Raw genomic sequence first — 18,427 nt, 5'->3', positions numbered from 1 at the left:
ACAATATCCAAAAACAATTAAAGATTTTATAACGTTATGATGATATAAACTTACCATTATGAGTATCGAAAAAAAAGATAAGCTTCATCCTACCGATCTGGGCGAAACCAAAGATTTTGACAATCTGTCTTACGATAAGGATAAAAATAGTTTTGTGTTTGATGTAAAAGGCACAGAAAAAGAGTACGATCACCCTTTACCTTATGATACTTCCGCTCCAAATGGAGAGGACAGCATTTCTACTTATGATGAAGCCAATCCTTATAATGGAAGTGAATACAATGATCTGGAACAAATTGGCGAAAATCTGGAAGAAGCAGGGATGCACATCGATAACGGACAAAGTGTAGAACTGAACCCTGAAGATGAATTGCTGGGAAGAACTGCAGAAGATGAACGGGAGGACCTGGATGAAGAGGGCTACCCGATTAATGATTCCCCGGCCATCAGAAAGAGATTCTAAGGATTTACGTCCAGATTGAACTTGCGGCGGAACTCGTCCAGCTTAGGGTTTTTTTCTACCAGGTACTGGTACTTCTCTGTGCTGGTATACAATCTGTTAACCACTTCACGGGCCATTTGTATGGTCCGGATTGAAACGCTGAAATTTTTCAGCCTTGGCCTTAAGAAATTCATCAGGTCTACCATTTCTTCCTGCAGCAGGCTTTCCTGAAGTTTGTGTTCCACCTTCACAATGATGGTTTCTGTACCCTCCAGCTGTGGGTCTGCTCCGGACATTAAGGTATAGATATTGATCTTCCCGGAAGTTTTTGCATTTTCTGAATATTCATTCCAGTGCACTAAAAGCTGGGGCAGGGTAAATACTTCCCGGTCGTCACCACTGATGTATTTAGGCTCATCGCTGTCTTCCCCTGCTGAACTTCGGTTCAGGTCTGTTAACGAAGGAATCAGGCTTGCGGTATTGCTGCCACTAAGGTTGATCTTTTGATTTAATGCAATCTTTGCCGTAGGAGCAGGGCTCGTTACCGACTTTACCGGAGCGCTTATCGTAGGTGCAGGAATGGTTTTTGGAGCAGGTTCTACCACCTCAGGAGCCTTTTCGGCTGATTTATAGGCAGTAGCAACCGGAGCCGGATTTTGAGCTGGCGCCGGACTTACATTAGTTTTTTTTTTAATCTGATCTTGGTCAGTTGCGGAGGTGTGGTTAGGCTGCTGGGCGAGTTGTAGTACCGAAGGAATGTGGCACATCTTGATCAGGGCCAGCTCCACCTGGAGCCGCTGATTCTTGCTGTTCTTATAAATCAGATCACACTGATTGGCAAGGTTTAATGCAGTGAGGACAAAGGAAACTGCCGTCTGCTGACTTTGACTAATGTATTTTTGCTTAATGTTTTCACTCACCTCCAGTAACTTTGTTGTCTGCGGATCTTTGGCCACGAGAAGGTTTCTCAGGTGACTTGCCAGTCCGTTGATGAAGTTGTTCCCGTCAAAACCATTGTTCAGCACCTCATCAAATAAAATCAGGGCATTGCTGACATCAGCGGTGGTCAGGTATTGGGTGAGCCTGAAATAGTAATCATAATCCAGAATGTTCAGGTTATCGATTACTGATTTATAGGTTAAGTTTTTATTGGTATAACTAACAATCTGGTCAAACATGGAAAGGGCATCCCTCAATCCACCGTCTGCCTTCTGAGCGATGATGTGTAACCCATCTGCCTCAACATTGATGTTTTCCCGTATCGCAATCTTGTTCAGGTGACTGGAAATGTCATCTACCTGAATCCGGTTAAAGTCGAAAATCTGACAGCGCGATAGGATCGTTGGCAGGATTTTGTGTTTTTCCGTAGTTGCTAATATAAATATGGCATAAGAAGGTGGTTCTTCCAGTGTTTTCAGAAAAGCATTAAATGCGTTTGCCGAAAGCATGTGCACCTCATCAATGATATAGATCTTATATTTTCCGGCCTGTGGCGGAATCCGAACCTGCTCAATCAGACTACGGATGTCATCAACCGAGTTGTTCGATGCCGCATCTAATTCATGAAAATTGAAAGAATGGCCGGTTTGAAAAGAAACACAGGAGTCGCAGGTTCCGCAAGCTTCCTGTTCTGCGGTTAAACTGGTACAATTGATCGTCTTTGCGAGAATCCTTGCACAGGTAGTTTTACCGACACCCCTTGGCCCACAGAATAAGAATGCCTGGGCCAGCTGGTTATTTTTAATGGCATTTTTTAACGTACCCGTAATGTGGTGTTGACCAACAACGGTTTCAAACGTTGCCGGACGGTATTTACGGGCTGATACTATAAAATTCTCCATTCGGCAACGAAATTATAAATTTTTTATGGAGCAGAAGAGATTTGTGGGAAAATAAAATGACGGTAATGAAATCAGGACCTTTTTATACTTTTCCAAAACTGACATTTTAGTTTAGATTTGCGCATAAATATAAACTCAATTTATGAAGCGCTTTCTAGCCGGTCTGATTTTGACCTTGCCGATGTTCGGTTTTGCCCAATCCAATTTCCATAAAGGATATGTACTGACCAATTCAAAAGATACTTTAAAAGGATATCTTGATTATAGAGAAGATAAAAATAATCCTGTTGCCATCGTTTTCAAACAGGAGGCGAATGCCAGTCCAAAAACCTATACGCTTAAAGATTGTGCCGGCTTTGGTATCGATGAGATCGTCAGTTATCAAAGACATGTCGTAAACATCAGTTTAGGCACAGATGACATGACCAAACTGACTGAAATCGTAGATACGGGTTCCAAAAGAGAACCTGTATTCCTTCAGGTGATTCAGGAAGGTCAGCAGCTGAGCTTCTTTAATTATGAAGATCAGGTTAAAAGGAGGTATTACATCCTGGATAAAGGGGAACAGGAACCTCAGGAGCTGATCCGACAGCTTTATATGAAAGCCGGTGAGTCTGGAGTGGTGCTTACCAATGCCAAATATGCCCGTCAGCTGATGGCGGTTTTAAGAAAGCATGGTAAATATACGGAAAGGCTGGAAAGCCGCTTAGGCCGCTTAAACTATACACGTGAGGATCTCTTAAAGATCGTGGAGTTGATCAATGGCCAGCAGCTGGAGAAATCTAAATTTCCAAAAACAAGGTTTTTCGCCGGCGCAGGAATCAATGCAGGTTCCATTGGTTTTAGCGGGGCACATGTCCTGGCCGGACCGGATGCGGGTTCCAAACTTTCTTTCGGCCCTACAATTGCCACGGGAATAGACTTCTTTGCCAATCCTGCCATCCGCCGCCTGTTATTTAGGGTGGAACTGGCCGTAATGACGGGTAAAAATAAAATTTCCAGCCCTGCTGTTTCACTATCGTTTGACCAGGCAGGCGTGCTGATCAATCCACAGGTGATCTATCACCTCTATAATGCTGCCGACTTTAAAGTATTTATCGGCGGTGGTGTTGGTTTCAATTTCTCGCGTTACAGCAATCAGAAATCCACCCGGTATTCGAAGAATTTTTATACAGGAGTGGAAACTGTGAAGACGAATGATCCCAATGACCTCTTAGACCTGGAGACTTTCTATGCGAGCTTTCCGGTATCTGCCGGAGTGGTCCTGAATAAAAAGATAGAACTTTCTATTGGTTATAGCATGCCTGCAGCCATTACGAACTACGCCTTATTCAATGCAGATAAGCAACAATTCAGACTTGGCGTTAACTATCTGTTTGGTAAACACTAAATCATTTGATTTTTAATATTTTATTGCTACATTTGCAGCCCCGCATTTTGTGCGGTAAATAAACATAAATTAATCATAACAATGAATCAGTACGAAACTGTTATCGTTCTAACCCCGTTGTTATCAGAAGAGGTTGCGAAAGAGGCATTAGCCAAATTCAGCAAAATCATCACTGATAGCGGAGCCGAAATTGTTCAAGAGGACAATTGGGGTTTGAGAAAATTAGCGTATCCGATTGAGAAAAAAGCAAGCGGATTCTTCCACCTTACAGAGTATAAATCTTCAGGTGAATTAGTAAGTAAATTGGAATTAGAACTAAAACGTGATGAGCGTGTTCTACGTTTCCTTACCATTAGATTAGATCGTCATGCGGTTGCGTATAATGAGAAGAAACGCAGTGGTGCTTTTAACAAAAAACCTAAGAAAGAGGAGGTTGCAGGATAATGGCTAAAGATCAAATACAATATGTTACCGCTCCAAAAGTGGACGATAACAGAAAAAAATATTGCCGTTTCAAAAAGAATGGTATTAAATATATTGATTACAAAGACGCAAACTTTTTGTTAAAGTTCATCAATGATCAAGGTAAAATTTTACCTCGCCGTCTAACCGGTACTTCATTGAAATTCCAACGCAAAGTGGCTCAGGCGGTAAAACGTTCACGTCACATTGGTTTGTTACCTTTCGTTGCTGACCAATTAAAATAGGAGCTGAAAAATGGAAATTATTTTAAAACAAGATATCAAATCCCTAGGGGAAAAAGATGATATCGTTAATGTAAAGCCAGGATACGGTCGTAACTACTTAATCCCACAAGGATTTGCTCAGTTGGCTACTCCTTCAGCGAAAAAAGTTTTAGCAGAAAACTTGAAACAAGCTGCTTTCAAACAAGATAAAATTAAGAAAGATGCTGATGGTATCGCTGCACGTTTAGTAGATGTGAAGTTAACTATCGGTGCTAAAGCTGGTGAAACAGGAAAGATTTTTGGTGCTGTAAATACCATTATGATCTCTGACGCATTGAAACAACAAGGTTTTGATGTTGACCGTCGCCGTATCACTTTCGAAACTGAACCTAAATTTGTTGGTGAATATGTAGCCAACTTAAACTTACACAAAGAAGTGAAAGTTAAAGTTCCTTTCGAAGTTGTAGCTGAGTAATCTTTTCTACATGACATAAAAAAGGGTTCTGATTCATCAGAGCCCTTTTTTTATTGCTTTTTTTGCCCGTCCCTCAATCGGGTATTCCGCAATCTTCTTACCTTTGAGGCAATGGCAACAAAACGACGCACACCCGCTAAAGCAAAATCTCCTTTACTGAAAAAAATCACCGGCATCCTGACCAGGGTCTTTCTTTGGTTTTTGATGGTGACCATACTTTGGGTGTTGTTCTATCGTTTTGTAAACCCGCCCATCACCCTGTTGATGATCCAGAGAAATATCGAACGAAGTTCAGAAGATAAGCCCTCAAAGATGGAAAAGAAATGGGTGGACTTCGACGATATGTCCGATAATATGAAACGGGCGGCGGTATCTGCCGAAGATCAGCTCTTTCTGAAACACATCGGCTTTGATGTGAAGGCGATAGAAAAGGCTTTTGAGACGAATAAAAAAGGTAAAAAGATAAAAGGGGGAAGCACCATCTCCCAGCAAACGGCAAAAAACGTATTTCTATGGCCGGGACGCTCCTGGATCCGCAAAGGTTTTGAAGCCTATTTCACGCTGCTGATCGAAATCTTCTGGAGTAAAGAACGCATTCTGGAGGTTTACCTCAACGTAATTGAAATGGGGGATGGAATTTATGGTGCAGAAGCGGCTTCACAGGCCTACTATGGCAAATCCTGTACGAAGTTAAGCCGGGCACAGGCCGCACTGATTGCTTCCTGCTTCCCTAACCCAAGACGATGGTCGCCGAAAAATGCAACCCCCTATATCCGTCACCGCCAATACCTGATCATGAAGAACATGAGACGTCTGGGACCTTTGGATTTTTAATCCCTTTTTCTCTGGAAATTCCTATATTCATCCCTGAATATGGGCTTAGGCGAAGATGATCACAATTATTGGGAACAAATGCGCCTCGGGGATAAACAGGCTCTGTTTGAACTGTACAACCGTCAGTATTTCCAGCTTATCCGTTCCGGACTGAAGATCAATGCCGATGATGAACTCGTTAAGGATTGTGTCAATCAGATTTTCTTAAATATCTGGGATAAGCGGGAACGCCTCCATCCGGTGGAAAACGTCAGGGCCTATCTGATGGCCTCCCTTCGTCATTGTATGATGGACCAGTTGTCATACCTCAATAAAACAAATGCGGCCCTGAGCAAGATGCTGGCTGAAGAAGAATGGAATGAGCTTTCCTATGAACAGGTGCTGATTAACATTCAGCAGGATGACGACCTGAAGGAAAAGCTTAAAATTGCCATTCGCCAGTTGACTCCCCGTCAAATGGAACTGATTCAGCTTAAATTTTTTGAAGGGTTGAGCTATGAACAGATCTCAGAAAGAACAGCACAGACCGTAAAAACGGCCTATAATACCATTTACGATGCGATCAAAGTGCTTCGGAAATTGCTGAAATAGCCGGGTTGGTAAATAAACTTTAAATTTTCTTAGGAAATGGGTCCCATTTCTCCGTCTGTATATTAAAACCTGCTTATGATACAGATGCCTGACAACGATTTTGACGTGGAAGAATTGATTTGTAATGAATCATTTCAGGAATATTGTCTCGGTGCAAGTCTGGAACATCAAATCCTTTGGAAGGAATGGATGGCAAAATATCCGGATAGAAAAGAAGATTTCGCAGAAGCGGAAAGAATCGTAGCCATTCTGAATGTAAAACAAGGCAGCAGAATAGAGCAATTGAAGGCATTAGGGTCTGGTCTGACACAGCAGGAGGCTTTTCAGTCGGCCATAGCGCTCAAACCTGAAATCTCTTTCAGAGAAGAAGAACTGCCGGAAAGGAGCCCTGAAGCCCGGAAAACAGGCTGGTATTTTTACCTTGGCGGCGCTGCGGCAGCCATTCTGATCGCGGTCAGTTTTCTATACTTCTCCGGGCCTGTTTTTTTTAAGGCCGGAGAAGCGCCTTCATGGACCTCGTTTTCTTCTGGTAAAGCCTTGCGCAAGACGATTATCCTGAAGGATGGCTCTGTAATTACCATGGGGAAAGAGAGCTCCATTCGCTTGGGAGAAGGTTTTAATACGGCTAAGAGAGAAGTATGGCTCCAGGGCGCTGCTTTCTTTGATGTAAAGCACGATGCAGCCCATCCTTTTGTGGTACATACTGCTTTTAATGACATTAAAGTTTTGGGAACGACTTTCAATGTGAAAGCCTATGCCGATTCGGGCATGATGGAGACCGCCCTTATTCAGGGAATGGTACAGGTCGCCTCCAGGAAGTATCCCGGTTATGTTGTTCTGTTGAAGCCCAATCAGAAACTGCTGAGCCTCAACTCCCCGGTAAAAATGCCCCTTTCAAAGCGGGCTGCTGAATACCGCCTCTCTGAGCTGAAGCAACATGCAGCGGATCCGGTGCCTGAGGAAATTGCCTGGGTCCGGAAACGCCTGGACATCGATAACCTGCCGCTTGCTGTCATTGCACAGAGGCTTCAGGAATGGTATGGCATAAAGATCAGCATTGCCGGAGAAGAAGTCAAAAATTACAGGTATTCGGGAGTCTTTGAAAATGAAACCATTTTGAAAACACTGGAGGCCCTGCAGTTGTCCTATCCTTTTCGTTTTGAAGTGAAAGGAGATCAAATTTATATCAAAAAATAGCCCTGATCCGGGGTCATACAAATGAACCAAACCACCAAATTAAACCACCAAACTAAACAGATATGAGAAGAGTATTACTGAGTATGAAAATTACGGGTTTTGTGCTGCTGCTCCTGTGTATGCAGGTTTCTGCTGCAGGTTTTGCACAGCAAAGAATCACCATTAAAATGAAAGAAAGCAGCATAAAGGAGTTGCTGAAAGCGGTGGAACGGCAAACCGACTATCGTTTTGTATACAGCAATACGGCAATGCCGGCTCAACGGAATGCGCTCGACATCAGGGAAGCCTCGCTGGAGGAGGCGATGCGGCTGATTCTGAAAGATAGCAGGCTGAGCTATGCATTGAAAGAGAACAACCTCGTGGTGCTGTACCCTACAGCTGCTCCGGCGGATAAAAAAGACATCGTCGTTACGGGAAAAGTACTTGATGATGCAGGATTGCCTTTGCCGGGTGTTTCGGTAAAAGTAACCGGCCTGTCCATCGCAACAATTACAGATGCGAATGGTGCTTATTCGATCAGGGTGCCTGATGGGAATGCCAGTCTGGAATTTTCATTTATCGGATATGCCAGACAAGTGGTCAATCTCGGCGGCAGAACCTCGGTTAATATAGAACTGAAAGCTGATAGTCAGAATTTACAGGAAGTTACGGTAACAGGGTATACGAGTTACAACAGGCAGCAATCGGCAAGTTCTTCTGCGGTAGTAAGTGGGAAAGACCTTGCCCAAACTTCATTGTCTACCTTTGATCAGGTATTGCAGGGCCGGGTTTCCGGTCTGCAGGTTTCTTCGGGCTCCGGCCAGCCGGGTGCAAGTTCTAAGGTTATCCTGAGGGGGATCGGAACGATCAGCGGGAATACCGCCCCATTATATGTATTGGACGGGATCCCTGTGGAAGATTCCTATTTTCAAACGCTGAATCCTTCCGATTTTGAAAGTGTGACGGTATTAAAGGATGCCACCTCAAAAGCGCAATATGGTGCCAGGGGTGCGAACGGAGTGATCGTCATCACGACCAAAAAGGGAAAATCAGGAAAGGTGCAGTTCAATTATAAATCACAGTATGGATTGTCGAAACTGACTTCTCCGAAGTTTAATATGATGAATACCACTCAGCGATTACAGTTTGAAGAAGAGATTGGCCTGGAAACCGGGGCAGAGATTGGCCCGGGCTGGGAGTTTTCTAAAAAGAATCCGGACTATGCGGATAAAACCCCACAGGAACAACGCAGGGCTGATGCCATCCTGGACAGTATTGGAAAGATCAATGCCAATTGGAAAGACATCTTTTTCAGAACAGGAAAGTTTACAGAACAACAGGTCGATGCCAGTGGCGGAAATGAGAATGTACGCTTTTACAGCTCCCTGAATTATTATAAACAGGACGGAATTGCTGTGCGTTCGGGCTTAGAGCGTTATTCATTGCGGAACAATGTAGATTTTAATGCAGGGAAGCTTTCAGGAAGCATCAATACCAGTCTCGGATATTCGGAATCGAGTATGATTGAGAATGAGGGGCAGTCGAGTGGGAAGAACCCTTTGTCGGCAGTCTATTATGCCTTGCCTTATGAGTATCCTTATGCCCCGGACGGGACATTGATTCATAACGGTAATTCGGACGAATATGAAATCTATGATCAGCGTGAGGGAAGTAAAGCATTAGAGCGGTTGTTAAATACAACTAATAAAAACAACCAGTATAAGACAATTCTGAGTGGTGCTTTGAGTTATAAAATTACAGATGACCTGACTGCAAAAACCAGGTTTGGAATTGATTTCAGGGAAACGACCTCAGAACATTTTGTCCGGCCCGACTCTTATTCCGGAGCTCAGGAGAACGGAGAAAAAGGAAGTTTTGGGGAGAACCTGCAAAGAAACTTCTCAATGATCTCTACCTCGGGATTGACCTATGCAAAGATACTGGGGAAGCACAGTTTTGAGCTGACCGGGCTTTATGAAATCACCAAACAACACCGCAGAGGTTTTGGATATAAAGCTTTCGGAATTGATCCCCGTTTGCCGGAAACACCGGCAGGAGGAACCCCGGGATCTGCAGAAAATTCTTTTATTCCGGAATTTAGCGGAGGAAGAACAAGAAATGCTTTGATCTCTTACATCGCTTTGGGACGTTATACCTTTAACGACCGTTATACCCTGAACGCCAGTTACCGCTATGATGGTTCTTCTACTTTACCAAAGAAAAACAGATGGCATGGGTTTTATTCCATGGGTGCAGCCTGGAACCTGAAAAAGGAAAATTTCCTTGCGGGTTCAGAACTGATTAATGACCTGAAACTCCGTGTCAGCTATGGTACAACAGCGAGTCCTTTTCCTGGTAATTTCACCTACCTTTCGGCTTATTCGACCACTTCATACGGTGGGCAGAGCGGAATCTATCCGACTGCTTATGGAAGTGTGAATTACGACTGGGAGTATGCAAAAGATTTAAACATCGGTTTCGACCTGGACTTTTTAGACAATAGAATCCACCTGGTAACCGATGTGTATTATAAGAAAACGGAAAACCTGTTCCTGGACCTTCCGGTATCTCTGACCTCAGGAGTAAGTGCCCTGCCTTTAAATGCAGGTTCAATGAGGAACCGTGGAATTGAAGTGGCTTTGGGCCTGGACCTGATCAGAACTGATCAGCTGAAATGGAATGTAGGCTTAAACTTTGCTTATAATCAAAATAAGGTGCTTTCTCTGGCCGGATCTGAAGGTTTTGAACAGGGAGACTCCGAGATTGTTAGGGAAGGTTTGCCTTATGGTTCTCATTATGCACCCAAATGGGCAGGAGTTGATCCCAAAAACGGCGATCCCCTGTACTATGACCAAAATGGAAATGTGACTACAAATTATAATGCAGCCACGATGAGTGTTGCTGAATTTGGAAGCCTGTATCCACCATTTACCGGGGGATTCAATACCTCATTGAATTATAAAGGATTCAATTTGTCGGCCCTGTTTAGCTTTGCCAATAATGTATTCAGGTACAATAACGAAGATTATTACAATGAGAATCCTGATTTCGGAACGAGCGGACAGTCTGTCCGGATGTTAAACAACCGATGGAAAAAAGAGGGCGATAATGCCATTCTGCCAAGATACGATGCCGCAAGGAGCTTTTCTTCCAAAGACATCCAGAATGCTTCTTACCTCCGCCTGAGGAATGTGAACCTGAGTTATGCACTGCCCAAATCCTTACTTGCCGGTACGAAGTTTATCAGTGGGGTAAATGTATTTGTGCAGGGCAGTAACCTGCTTACCTGGACAAAATGGAAGGGTTTCGATCCGGAAGATAGTGATGGAGAGGCCAAGTTTGACTATCCAAGTTCCAGGACTTACACTTTTGGTTTAAATGTTAATTTCTAATCGTATGATCATGTTAAAATATTATAGCAACAGAATTTTCCTATATACATTATGCTGCGGCCTGATGCTGCTGAGCTCCTGCAGTAAAGAACTGGACCTGGTTCCCTCAGATAATTTTGATGAAAGCAGGGCTTTCAATACCGTAGAAGACCTCAACGGCGGACTCATCGGTGCTTACGCTTCCTTAGGGACAGATGTCATCACGAATACTTCCCTGACTTCTGATGAATGTAACCTGCCGAAGGAGAATTCAACAGGGCGTGGAATCGGTACCTACAGATGGCAATATGACGGCTCAGGCGGAACAATTACTGCCGGATGGGGAAGTAATTATACGAGCATTGATATGATCAACAGGGCATTGAATTTTGTGGATAAAGTGAAAACCAAACCTGCAGAAGAAATCCTTAAAAATCAATACAAAGGTGAAATGCTGGCCATGAGGGCTTATTGTCATTTTGAACTGCTCAGGAATTTTGCTTCCAGTTATGAAAGCAATGGAATGGGTGTTCCTTATATGGAAGTCTCTACGGTATCCCGTCCTTCGAGGTTGAGTTTCGGGGCAACGATACAAAAGATAAAAACAGATTTACTGGCCGCCAAAGGATTAATTCCTGCTTCCTTTAACAACCGGACAAGAATTACCCTGATCGCTGTTTCTGCCATGCAGGCAAGGGTAGCCTTATATGAGAAGAATTGGGACGATGCCTTGAAATACAGTACGGAAGTGATCGATGGGGCAGCCCTGGCCAATCGGGATCAATTCCCTTTGATCTGGAAAGATAAGGCAGAAGATGAGGTGATCTGGAAGCTGAAAAAAGTAAGCGGAGACAGCCGTCTGGGTGATTTCTATTATGATACCGATGATGTGGTATTGTATGCCCCTGCATTTGAACTGATCAATTCCTTTGATGCCGACAATGATGTGAGGTATGCTGCTTATGTTAAATTTGACGATACCAGAGGAGTGGGAACTTCGAATTACAGTGTGAACAAATACCTGGAAGGAAGTACCAGCCGGACAAATCTTTGTGATGTGAAATTATACAGAACAGGAGAAATGTACCTGATCAGGGCCGAAGCCTATGCACAGAAACAAAACCTGCCTTTGGCAGGAGCAGATCTGAATGCACTTCGGGCTGCAAGGATTGCCGGATATACGGATGTGACTTTTGGAGATCAGGCCACCTTGTTGAATGCGATTGTTTTAGAAAGGTATAAAGAACTGGCTTTTGAAGGACATAGGTTCTTTGACCTGCGTAGAAATGGATTGCCGGTAACAAGAGAGCCTGCAGATGCAATAAATGCGCTAGGTTCTGTAACTTTAACTTCAGCAAACAAACAATATGCGTATCCTGTGCCAAATGCAGAGATTCGCGCCAACTCAAACGTGAAACAAAACCCATTGTATTAAACAACCTATAAAAACAACCACATGAAATTAAAATTAAACTATTCTCTTTTGTGCCTGATGATCTTTACCTGCATGGCAGTTCATGGACAAAAGAAATATGTGATGGTCATCCATGGCGGTGCCGGGACGATTCTTAAGAAAAATATGACCGCTGAAAAGGAAGCAGCCTATATTGCCGATTTAACCAAAGCATTGCAAAAGGGTTATGAGGCCATCAAAGCGGGAAAAACGAGCATGGACGCGGTTGAAGCGGCCATTCATGTAATGGAAGATTCTCCCTTATTCAATGCAGGGAAGGGTTCTGTTTTTACGCACGATGGAAAAAATGAGATGGATGCGGCAGTAATGGATGGGAAGACCTTATCCGCAGGCTCCGTGGCCGGTGTAACTGTGATCCGAAATCCCATCAGCGCCGCAAGGGCAGTAATGGAAAAGTCGGAGCATGTGATGATGGTAGGGGCAGGTGCAGAGGCTTTTGCCAAACAGTCTAAACTGGAAATCGTAGACCCATCGTATTTCTATACGAAGGAACGCTGGGATGGCTTGCAGAAGGCCATCAGGGAGGATTCTGTAAAAGCGGTACTGGACCATGGCAGTAAAAAAACAATGAAGCTGGGTACGATCAATAAAGATTATAAATTCGGAACGGTAGGTGCCGTTGCACTTGATAAATCAGGGAACCTTGCCGCGGGGACTTCTACAGGAGGGATGACAAATAAAAGATATGGAAGGGTAGGAGATGCACCCATCATCGGTGCAGGAACTTATGCCAACAATGCGACTGCAGGAATCTCCTGCACGGGATGGGGCGAGTTTTACATCCGTAATGTCGTGGCGCATGACATTTCTGCAATGATGGAATATAAAAAGATGTCTGTGGCCGATGCTTCAAAAGCAGCATTGGATAAGGTCGGGAAAATGGGCGGCGACGGTGGTTTAATTGCTATGGACAAACAGGGCCACGTGGCGATGCCTTTTAATACAGAAGGAATGTACAGAGGAACGGTGACCGCAGATGGAAAGATAGAAGTATTGATCTATAAATAAGACGGGATGATGAAATCTTTATTGATCAGGTCTTTGCTGGCCTGCGCATTTGCATTGACTTCCTGCCTGGCCATTGCCCAGCAAAAGCCTGTAGCGAAGGGCAGTTTGTTTATTATTGGTGGCGGGGATAAATCCCCTGAATTAATTCAGGAACTCATTAAAACGGCTGATATGAAGGCAAAAGATTATGTGGTCGTTTTGCCGATGTCCAGTGGTTTCCCTGAGCGTTCTTTCGAAGCGATTCAACAGGAGTTATCGGCGGTTACCCGCAATCACATTACCTGTTTTAATTTTGAAGCCTCAAAGGTAAATGACCGGAAATGGCTGGATTCTTTGACAGGAGCCCGTTTAATTTACATTACCGGAGGCGATCAGAGCCGTTTTATGAAGGTGGTTCTGAATACGCCGGTTTACAAAGCGATTCATCAGGCTTATCAGAATGGGGCAACGGTGGCCGGTACCAGCGCCGGAGCTGCAGTGATGAGCAAATATATGATTACCGGAACACAGCTTCTTGGAGATACGGCTTATAAAGCGACATTTGATCAGCTGCGCTTCGGGAATGTGGAATTTCAGGAAGGGCTTGGCTTACTGGATTCCGTGATCATCGATCAGCATTTTGTAAAAAGGAGCCGGTACAACCGCCTGATCTCTGCTTTGGCAGCCCATCCCGGTTTCGATTGTATCGGTATTGATGAAGGGACAGCCATCATCGTAAAACAGAAAAAGATCAGGGTAGCGGGCGAGAGCCAGGTGTTGAGGATCGCCGGTCCCCGAAAATTAAAGGTTACGAAATCACAGCACCTGAAAATGGAAGGACTGCAGTTCAGCCTGTATACAGAGGGAGATACTTTTTATACGAAGTAAAAAAATACTAAGCCCGGTTACAGCAGGTGTGCAAACACTTTGCTGTGCCAGCTTTGTTCAAAAGGAACTTCCCATTTGTTCTGGAATTCATCCAGCGTCTGAACGAGGTTGTTAAATACAACCGTCTTTGGTCCCACCTTTTTGATGCTCACCAGGGTTTCAAAATCTTCCTTATTGGTAACGATCACTTTGCCATCCACTTTATAGGCCATGTTGAACCTGTCAAAAAGGTCCACTTTATATTCCTGCTCTATTTCTTTCATGATCCTCACAGAAGAATCGATAGAACATCCGGTCACACCGGCGCTGGCTTCGTCCACGGTAAATACAATGAAAAAATGATGCAATACTTCGGCTTTAGCATTTAGCTGATGGCCATGCGCTTTCCATTGCGCGGTAAAATCATTCAGCTTTTGCTGGATTGACGTCACTTCGTTGTCAGTAAACGGACGGTTGCTTTGGTATACCCAAACTTTTGATTGTGGAGAAAAACTCATACTTCAAATTTAGTAAATTATTTAAATTGATTTTTCTAAAATAGGAACGTGATGAAAAAGTTTACATTAAACTTAAGAATATGCCTTTGCGCATTGTCATGCGTTATATTTACGGCTTTTTCCGCCAGAATGATACTGGATGAGGAGGTGGCGTACCTTCAAAAAATGCTGACTGAACATTACGACAGCAGCAGAGAGGAAAAGGAAATTAAACGCTACGAACTAAATGTTACCAACAGTGGTTTCTGTAGGTACAAGCGTTACTTCTCCAGCGGAAAAGTAGAATATTTCTCTTTTAACCTCGTTAAATTCAAAGGATTGGACTATCAGGGGGTCGGCGACAGCACTGAAACAGGTAATCTTTTTCTGCGTACAAAAGGAGAAGATGTGATCGTTCAGACCTATAATGATAAGATAGGTGGCGATGTAGACAGCATGGCCTGTTTTATGACCATCCCGGTGAAAAACATGAAAAGCCAGGATTTGTCTGACCTTTCGGCGCGCCTGATTAAAATGAATGCACTGCTACCGGTTCAAAAATAGCATAAACAGCTGTTTCTTCATACCTGGAGGCTACAATGATCTCCGTTCCATTGGCATGTTCCCTGAATAAGTTTGCCGCGAGTTCCGGGCAGTTGTTGTCTTTGGAAAGATGTGATAGGAGCAGGTGGCTCATAAAAGAGGGTTTGTGCGCCATAAAAAGATCCAGGGCCTGTTTATTGGACAAGTGACCCATTCCTCCGCTGATGCGTTTTTTCAGGAAATAAGGATAAGCACTTTTGCTTAAAAGCTCGTCGTCATAATTGGTTTCCAGAAATGCAGCATGACACTGCTGGAAATGGCTGGTCAGCTCCTCACATACTGCCCCAAGATCTGTAAATACCCCTACCTTAGTGGCTCCGCAGGAAACCAGGAAGCTGTGCGGTTCAGCAGCATCGTGTAACTTCAGAAAGCTGCTGATGTTCAGGTCTCCAATCTGTACGCTCTGATGACTTAAAAGTGTCCGGACTAAATCTGTTCTCAGGTTAAACTTGCAGCCGCTCAAAGTACCCGGAGTGATGTAAACCGGTAAATTGAATTTAGCAGACAGCACAGCAAGTCCCTTGATATGGTCCGTATGCTCGTGGGAGATAAAGATGGCCTTCACCTTATCCATGTTCAGGCCCAGTCTTAACATTCTCTTTTCTGTTTCCCTGCAGGAGATGCCGGCATCGATTAATACCGCCTCTTTGTCGTTGCCGACATAGTAGCAGTTGCCGTTGCTGCCTGAGTTCAGGGAAGCGATGAAGAGGGTATTACAAGCCATTCGCTCTTGCGGTAATTTCTGCAATATCCAATACCTGAACGTTCTGGTCCTGATCTTTCAGTTTAACACCATCACGAAGCATGGTCATACAGAAAGGGCAGGAAGCTGCAATCACCTGTGGCTGCGTTTCCAAAGCTTCTTCGATTCTTTCAATATTGATGTCTTTATTCCCTTTTTCAGGTTCTTTAAACATCTGGGCACCACCGGCACCACAGCACAAGCCGTTGGATTTACAGCGTTTCATTTCCACCAATTGGGCATCCAGGACTTCCAGCGCTTTACGTGGTGCTTCATATACCCCGTTTCCGCGGCCCAGATAACAAGGGTCATGGTACGTGATCTTTTTGCCTTTAAAGCTCTCTCCGCCTTCTGCTTTTAGCTTGCCGTCATTGATCAGGTCCTGAATCAGCTGAGTATGGTGAATAACTTCATAGGTTCCGCCAAGTCCGGGATATTCATTTTTGATCGTATTGAAACAATGAGGACATCCGGTAACGATCTTTTTAATGTTATATGCGTTGAGCACTTCGATATTGGTCATGGCCTGCATCTGGAACAGGAATTCGTTTCCCGCCCGTTTTGCAGGGTCTCCGGTACAGCTTTCTTCCGTTCCAAGAACTGCATATTTCATGCCTACATGGTGTAGGATCTTACAGATGTCACGAGTGGTTTTCTGCGCCCTTTCATCATAACTTCCGGCACAACCTACCCAAAACAGGATTTCAGGTTCTTCACCTTTGGCTAACAGTTCTGCCATTGTTGGCACTTCAAAATTTAGTTGCTCGCTCATCTTAGCTCTAATATCAGATTTAATATTTTGATTAACTTTCTTTGGCCCAGTTCAACCGGTCTGCCGGAGAATATTTCCATGGGGCACCATTGTTTTCAATGTTACCCAGCATGGCATTGATACTGGCCGGAGCCTGCGATTCTTCCATCACAGCGTATCTTCTCAGCTCCGTAATGATAGACAAAGGATCAATGTTGATCGGGCAGGCCTGTGTACAGGCATTGCAGCTGGTACATGCCCATATTTCTTCCCTGCTGATATAGGTGTCTATTAAAGACTTTCCATCATCAAAGCCGTTTCCGGTTTTATCAATATTTTTTCCAACTTCCTCCAGCCTGTCGCGGGTATCCATCATGATCTTACGTGGGGAAAGCAATTTTCCGGTGATGTTTGCCGGACATACAGAAGTACACCTTCCGCATTCGGTGCAGGTATAGGCATTCATCAGGTTTACCCAGGTCAGGTCGTTCACATCTTTAGCCCCAAACTTGCTGCCATCGGGCTCAGGAGGGGTAAATGAAGGATCAAGCATGGCTTTTACTTCATTTGTTACGCTCTGCATATTGCTGAATTCCCCCTTAGGCTCCAGATTGGAGAAATAGGTATTGGGAAAGGCAAACATGATGTGGAAATGTTTGGAATAAGGCAGGTAGTTTAAGAAACCAAATATCCCGATAATGTGGAACCACCAGCAGCCTCTTTCAATTGCAATTAAAGCGCCTTCGGTATTGGGTAACAGGTTCATCAGGAACTGACTCACAGGGAAAGATCCTACTGCGGTATAATGTGCAGCACCCATGGCCTGTAGTTTTGCATCTGCAGCATTCATCACTAGGAAAGCCGTCATCAATAAGATTTCGGTAATCAGGATGTAATTGGCATCAGACTTCGGCCAGCCGGCCATCTCTACGCCACTAAACCTTTTCAGTTTAATGATATTTCTTCTCACCAGGAAGATGGCGCAACCGAGCCATACACCAAGGGCGAGGATTTCAAAAGAAGCAATGAGGAAATTATATAGCGCACCCATTCCGCCGAAAACGCGGTGAGTGCCAAAAATACCATCGATCATGATCTCCAATACTTCGATATTGATGATGACAAAGCCGGCATAAACAATCAAATGAAGAAAGGCAGGAATAGGACGAAAGAACATTTTCGTCTGTCCAAGCGCAACTTTGACCATGGTCATCATTCTTTTTTGAGGTTGATCGGTTCTGTTTGCCGCCCTTCCAATCCGAATGTTGCGGATAACTTTCTTTAAGTTATAACTGAACAAGGCGACCCCCGCCAATGCAATTGCTATAAATAGGATTTGTAACACCATTTTTTTGAAGATCTGTTATAGTGTTGCTAAGTTAAAACAAATCCGGTAAAACAAATTACTATGCATGCATAAAATTTAAATTTAGACGGGTTTTAAATAAAATATTAAGAATTAATTTGTTTTTTGAAAAAAGACACTACATTTGCAATCCCAAACGAGGGGACAAGGTTAAATGGTGCGGTAGCTCAGTCGGTAGAGCAAAGGACTGAAAATCCTTGTGTCGCCGGTTCGATCCCGGCCCACACCACTTCAAAAAGCTTCAGCGCAATCTGAAGCTTTCTTGTTTTAATTCATGGAAATGGGGGGATACCAGAGTGGCCAAATGGGACAGACTGTAACTCTGTTGTCGCAA

The 18,427-nt window shown here is 44.0% G+C and carries 18 protein-coding genes and 1 tRNA gene; 14 read left to right on the top strand and 5 right to left on the bottom strand.

The window, feature by feature from the left end:
• Positions 1 to 58: 58 nt before the first annotated feature.
• Positions 59 to 463: a hypothetical protein gene (locus DBR43_RS11860; protein WP_124581096.1), complete on the top strand. Its 405-nt coding sequence runs from the start codon at positions 59 to 61 to the stop codon at positions 461 to 463.
• Here DBR43_RS11860 and DBR43_RS11855 read toward each other — a convergent pair.
• Positions 460 to 2,283: a DNA polymerase III subunit gamma/tau gene (locus DBR43_RS11855; protein WP_124581086.1), complete on the bottom strand. Its 1,824-nt coding sequence runs from the start codon at positions 2,281 to 2,283 to the stop codon at positions 460 to 462. The two genes, DBR43_RS11860 and DBR43_RS11855, sit on opposite strands and share 4 nt — an antisense overlap.
• A 142-nt stretch (positions 2,284 to 2,425) precedes the next feature.
• On the opposite strand from DBR43_RS11855, the gene DBR43_RS11850 reads away from it, so the two are divergent.
• The 11 genes from DBR43_RS11850 to DBR43_RS11800 all read left to right on the top strand — a co-directional run bounded on the left by DBR43_RS11850 (position 2,426) and on the right by DBR43_RS11800 (position 14,155).
• Positions 2,426 to 3,673: a hypothetical protein gene (locus DBR43_RS11850; RefSeq protein ID WP_124581084.1), complete on the top strand. Its 1,248-nt coding sequence runs from the start codon at positions 2,426 to 2,428 to the stop codon at positions 3,671 to 3,673.
• An 81-nt stretch (positions 3,674 to 3,754) separates the two neighbouring features.
• Positions 3,755 to 4,117 (top strand): 30S ribosomal protein S6, encoded by a 363-nt coding sequence (gene rpsF, locus DBR43_RS11845; RefSeq protein WP_062550348.1) that lies wholly within the window; start codon positions 3,755 to 3,757, stop codon positions 4,115 to 4,117.
• Positions 4,117 to 4,380: a 30S ribosomal protein S18 gene (gene rpsR / locus DBR43_RS11840; RefSeq protein ID WP_008244392.1), complete on the top strand. Its 264-nt coding sequence runs from the start codon at positions 4,117 to 4,119 to the stop codon at positions 4,378 to 4,380. Before rpsF ends, rpsR begins: the two co-directional genes overlap by 1 nt.
• 10 nt (positions 4,381 to 4,390) lie before the next feature.
• On the top strand, positions 4,391 to 4,834 hold the full coding sequence (rplI, locus tag DBR43_RS11835; RefSeq protein WP_124581082.1) for a 50S ribosomal protein L9: 444 nt from the start codon (positions 4,391 to 4,393) through the stop codon (positions 4,832 to 4,834).
• 111 nt (positions 4,835 to 4,945) lie between these two features.
• Complete coding sequence (gene mtgA / locus DBR43_RS11830) at positions 4,946 to 5,668, top strand: monofunctional biosynthetic peptidoglycan transglycosylase (RefSeq protein WP_124581080.1); 723 nt, start codon at positions 4,946 to 4,948, stop codon at positions 5,666 to 5,668.
• A gap of 39 nt (positions 5,669 to 5,707) precedes the next feature.
• The gene (locus DBR43_RS11825) at positions 5,708 to 6,259 is read left to right on the top strand and encodes an RNA polymerase sigma factor (protein WP_124581078.1); all 552 of its coding nucleotides are present in this window, start codon (positions 5,708 to 5,710) and stop codon (positions 6,257 to 6,259) included.
• Positions 6,260 to 6,334: 75 nt separating this feature from the next.
• Complete coding sequence (locus tag DBR43_RS11820; RefSeq protein WP_124581076.1) at positions 6,335 to 7,456, top strand: FecR family protein; 1,122 nt, start codon at positions 6,335 to 6,337, stop codon at positions 7,454 to 7,456.
• Between the two features lie 62 nt (positions 7,457 to 7,518).
• Entirely contained in the window at positions 7,519 to 10,827 is a 3,309-nt protein-coding gene (locus DBR43_RS11815) for a SusC/RagA family TonB-linked outer membrane protein (protein ID WP_233602953.1), read from the top strand.
• Positions 10,828 to 10,837: 10 nt separating this feature from the next.
• Positions 10,838 to 12,241: a RagB/SusD family nutrient uptake outer membrane protein gene (locus DBR43_RS11810; RefSeq protein WP_124581074.1), complete on the top strand. Its 1,404-nt coding sequence runs from the start codon at positions 10,838 to 10,840 to the stop codon at positions 12,239 to 12,241.
• A gap of 21 nt (positions 12,242 to 12,262) precedes the next feature.
• On the top strand, positions 12,263 to 13,288 hold the full coding sequence (locus DBR43_RS11805; RefSeq protein ID WP_124581072.1) for an isoaspartyl peptidase/L-asparaginase family protein: 1,026 nt from the start codon (positions 12,263 to 12,265) through the stop codon (positions 13,286 to 13,288).
• A gap of 6 nt (positions 13,289 to 13,294) precedes the next feature.
• Positions 13,295 to 14,155: a cyanophycinase gene (locus DBR43_RS11800; protein ID WP_233602952.1), complete on the top strand. Its 861-nt coding sequence runs from the start codon at positions 13,295 to 13,297 to the stop codon at positions 14,153 to 14,155.
• 17 nt (positions 14,156 to 14,172) lie between these two features.
• On the opposite strand, the gene DBR43_RS11795 is transcribed toward DBR43_RS11800, so the two are convergent.
• Positions 14,173 to 14,652, bottom strand: a complete 480-nt coding sequence (locus DBR43_RS11795) for an ABC transporter ATPase (RefSeq protein WP_124581070.1) — start codon at positions 14,650 to 14,652, stop codon at positions 14,173 to 14,175.
• A 51-nt stretch (positions 14,653 to 14,703) separates the two neighbouring features.
• Here DBR43_RS11795 and DBR43_RS11790 point away from each other — a divergent pair, with 51 nt between their 5' ends.
• Positions 14,704 to 15,195 (top strand): hypothetical protein, encoded by a 492-nt coding sequence (locus DBR43_RS11790; protein WP_124581068.1) that lies wholly within the window; start codon positions 14,704 to 14,706, stop codon positions 15,193 to 15,195.
• Here DBR43_RS11790 and DBR43_RS11785 read toward each other — a convergent pair.
• Genes DBR43_RS11785 through DBR43_RS11775 form a run of 3 tightly spaced genes read right to left on the bottom strand, consistent with a single transcriptional unit; the run spans position 15,161 to position 18,075 of the window.
• Complete coding sequence (locus tag DBR43_RS11785; protein WP_124581066.1) at positions 15,161 to 15,958, bottom strand: MBL fold metallo-hydrolase; 798 nt, start codon at positions 15,956 to 15,958, stop codon at positions 15,161 to 15,163. The two genes, DBR43_RS11790 and DBR43_RS11785, sit on opposite strands and share 35 nt — an antisense overlap.
• A complete protein-coding gene (locus DBR43_RS11780) occupies positions 15,948 to 16,748 on the bottom strand; it encodes a (Fe-S)-binding protein (protein ID WP_124581065.1) in 801 nt (266 codons plus the stop codon). The genes DBR43_RS11785 and DBR43_RS11780 overlap by 11 nt, the downstream gene beginning before the upstream one ends.
• Before the next feature lie 31 nt (positions 16,749 to 16,779).
• Positions 16,780 to 18,075 carry a (Fe-S)-binding protein gene (locus tag DBR43_RS11775; RefSeq protein ID WP_124581063.1) on the bottom strand — a complete coding sequence of 432 codons (1,296 nt, stop codon included), beginning with the start codon at positions 18,073 to 18,075 and terminating at the stop codon, positions 16,780 to 16,782.
• Between the two features lie 174 nt (positions 18,076 to 18,249).
• On the opposite strand from DBR43_RS11775, the gene DBR43_RS11770 reads away from it, so the two are divergent.
• Positions 18,250 to 18,322: transfer RNA gene (locus DBR43_RS11770), tRNA-Phe, on the top strand.
• Positions 18,323 to 18,427 lie beyond the last annotated feature (105 nt).

The organism is Pedobacter sp. KBW06 (genome assembly GCF_003852525.1).
Taxonomy (GTDB): Bacteria; Bacteroidota; Bacteroidia; order Sphingobacteriales; family Sphingobacteriaceae; genus Pedobacter.
This window is presented reverse-complemented; position numbering and strand designations above follow the sequence as displayed.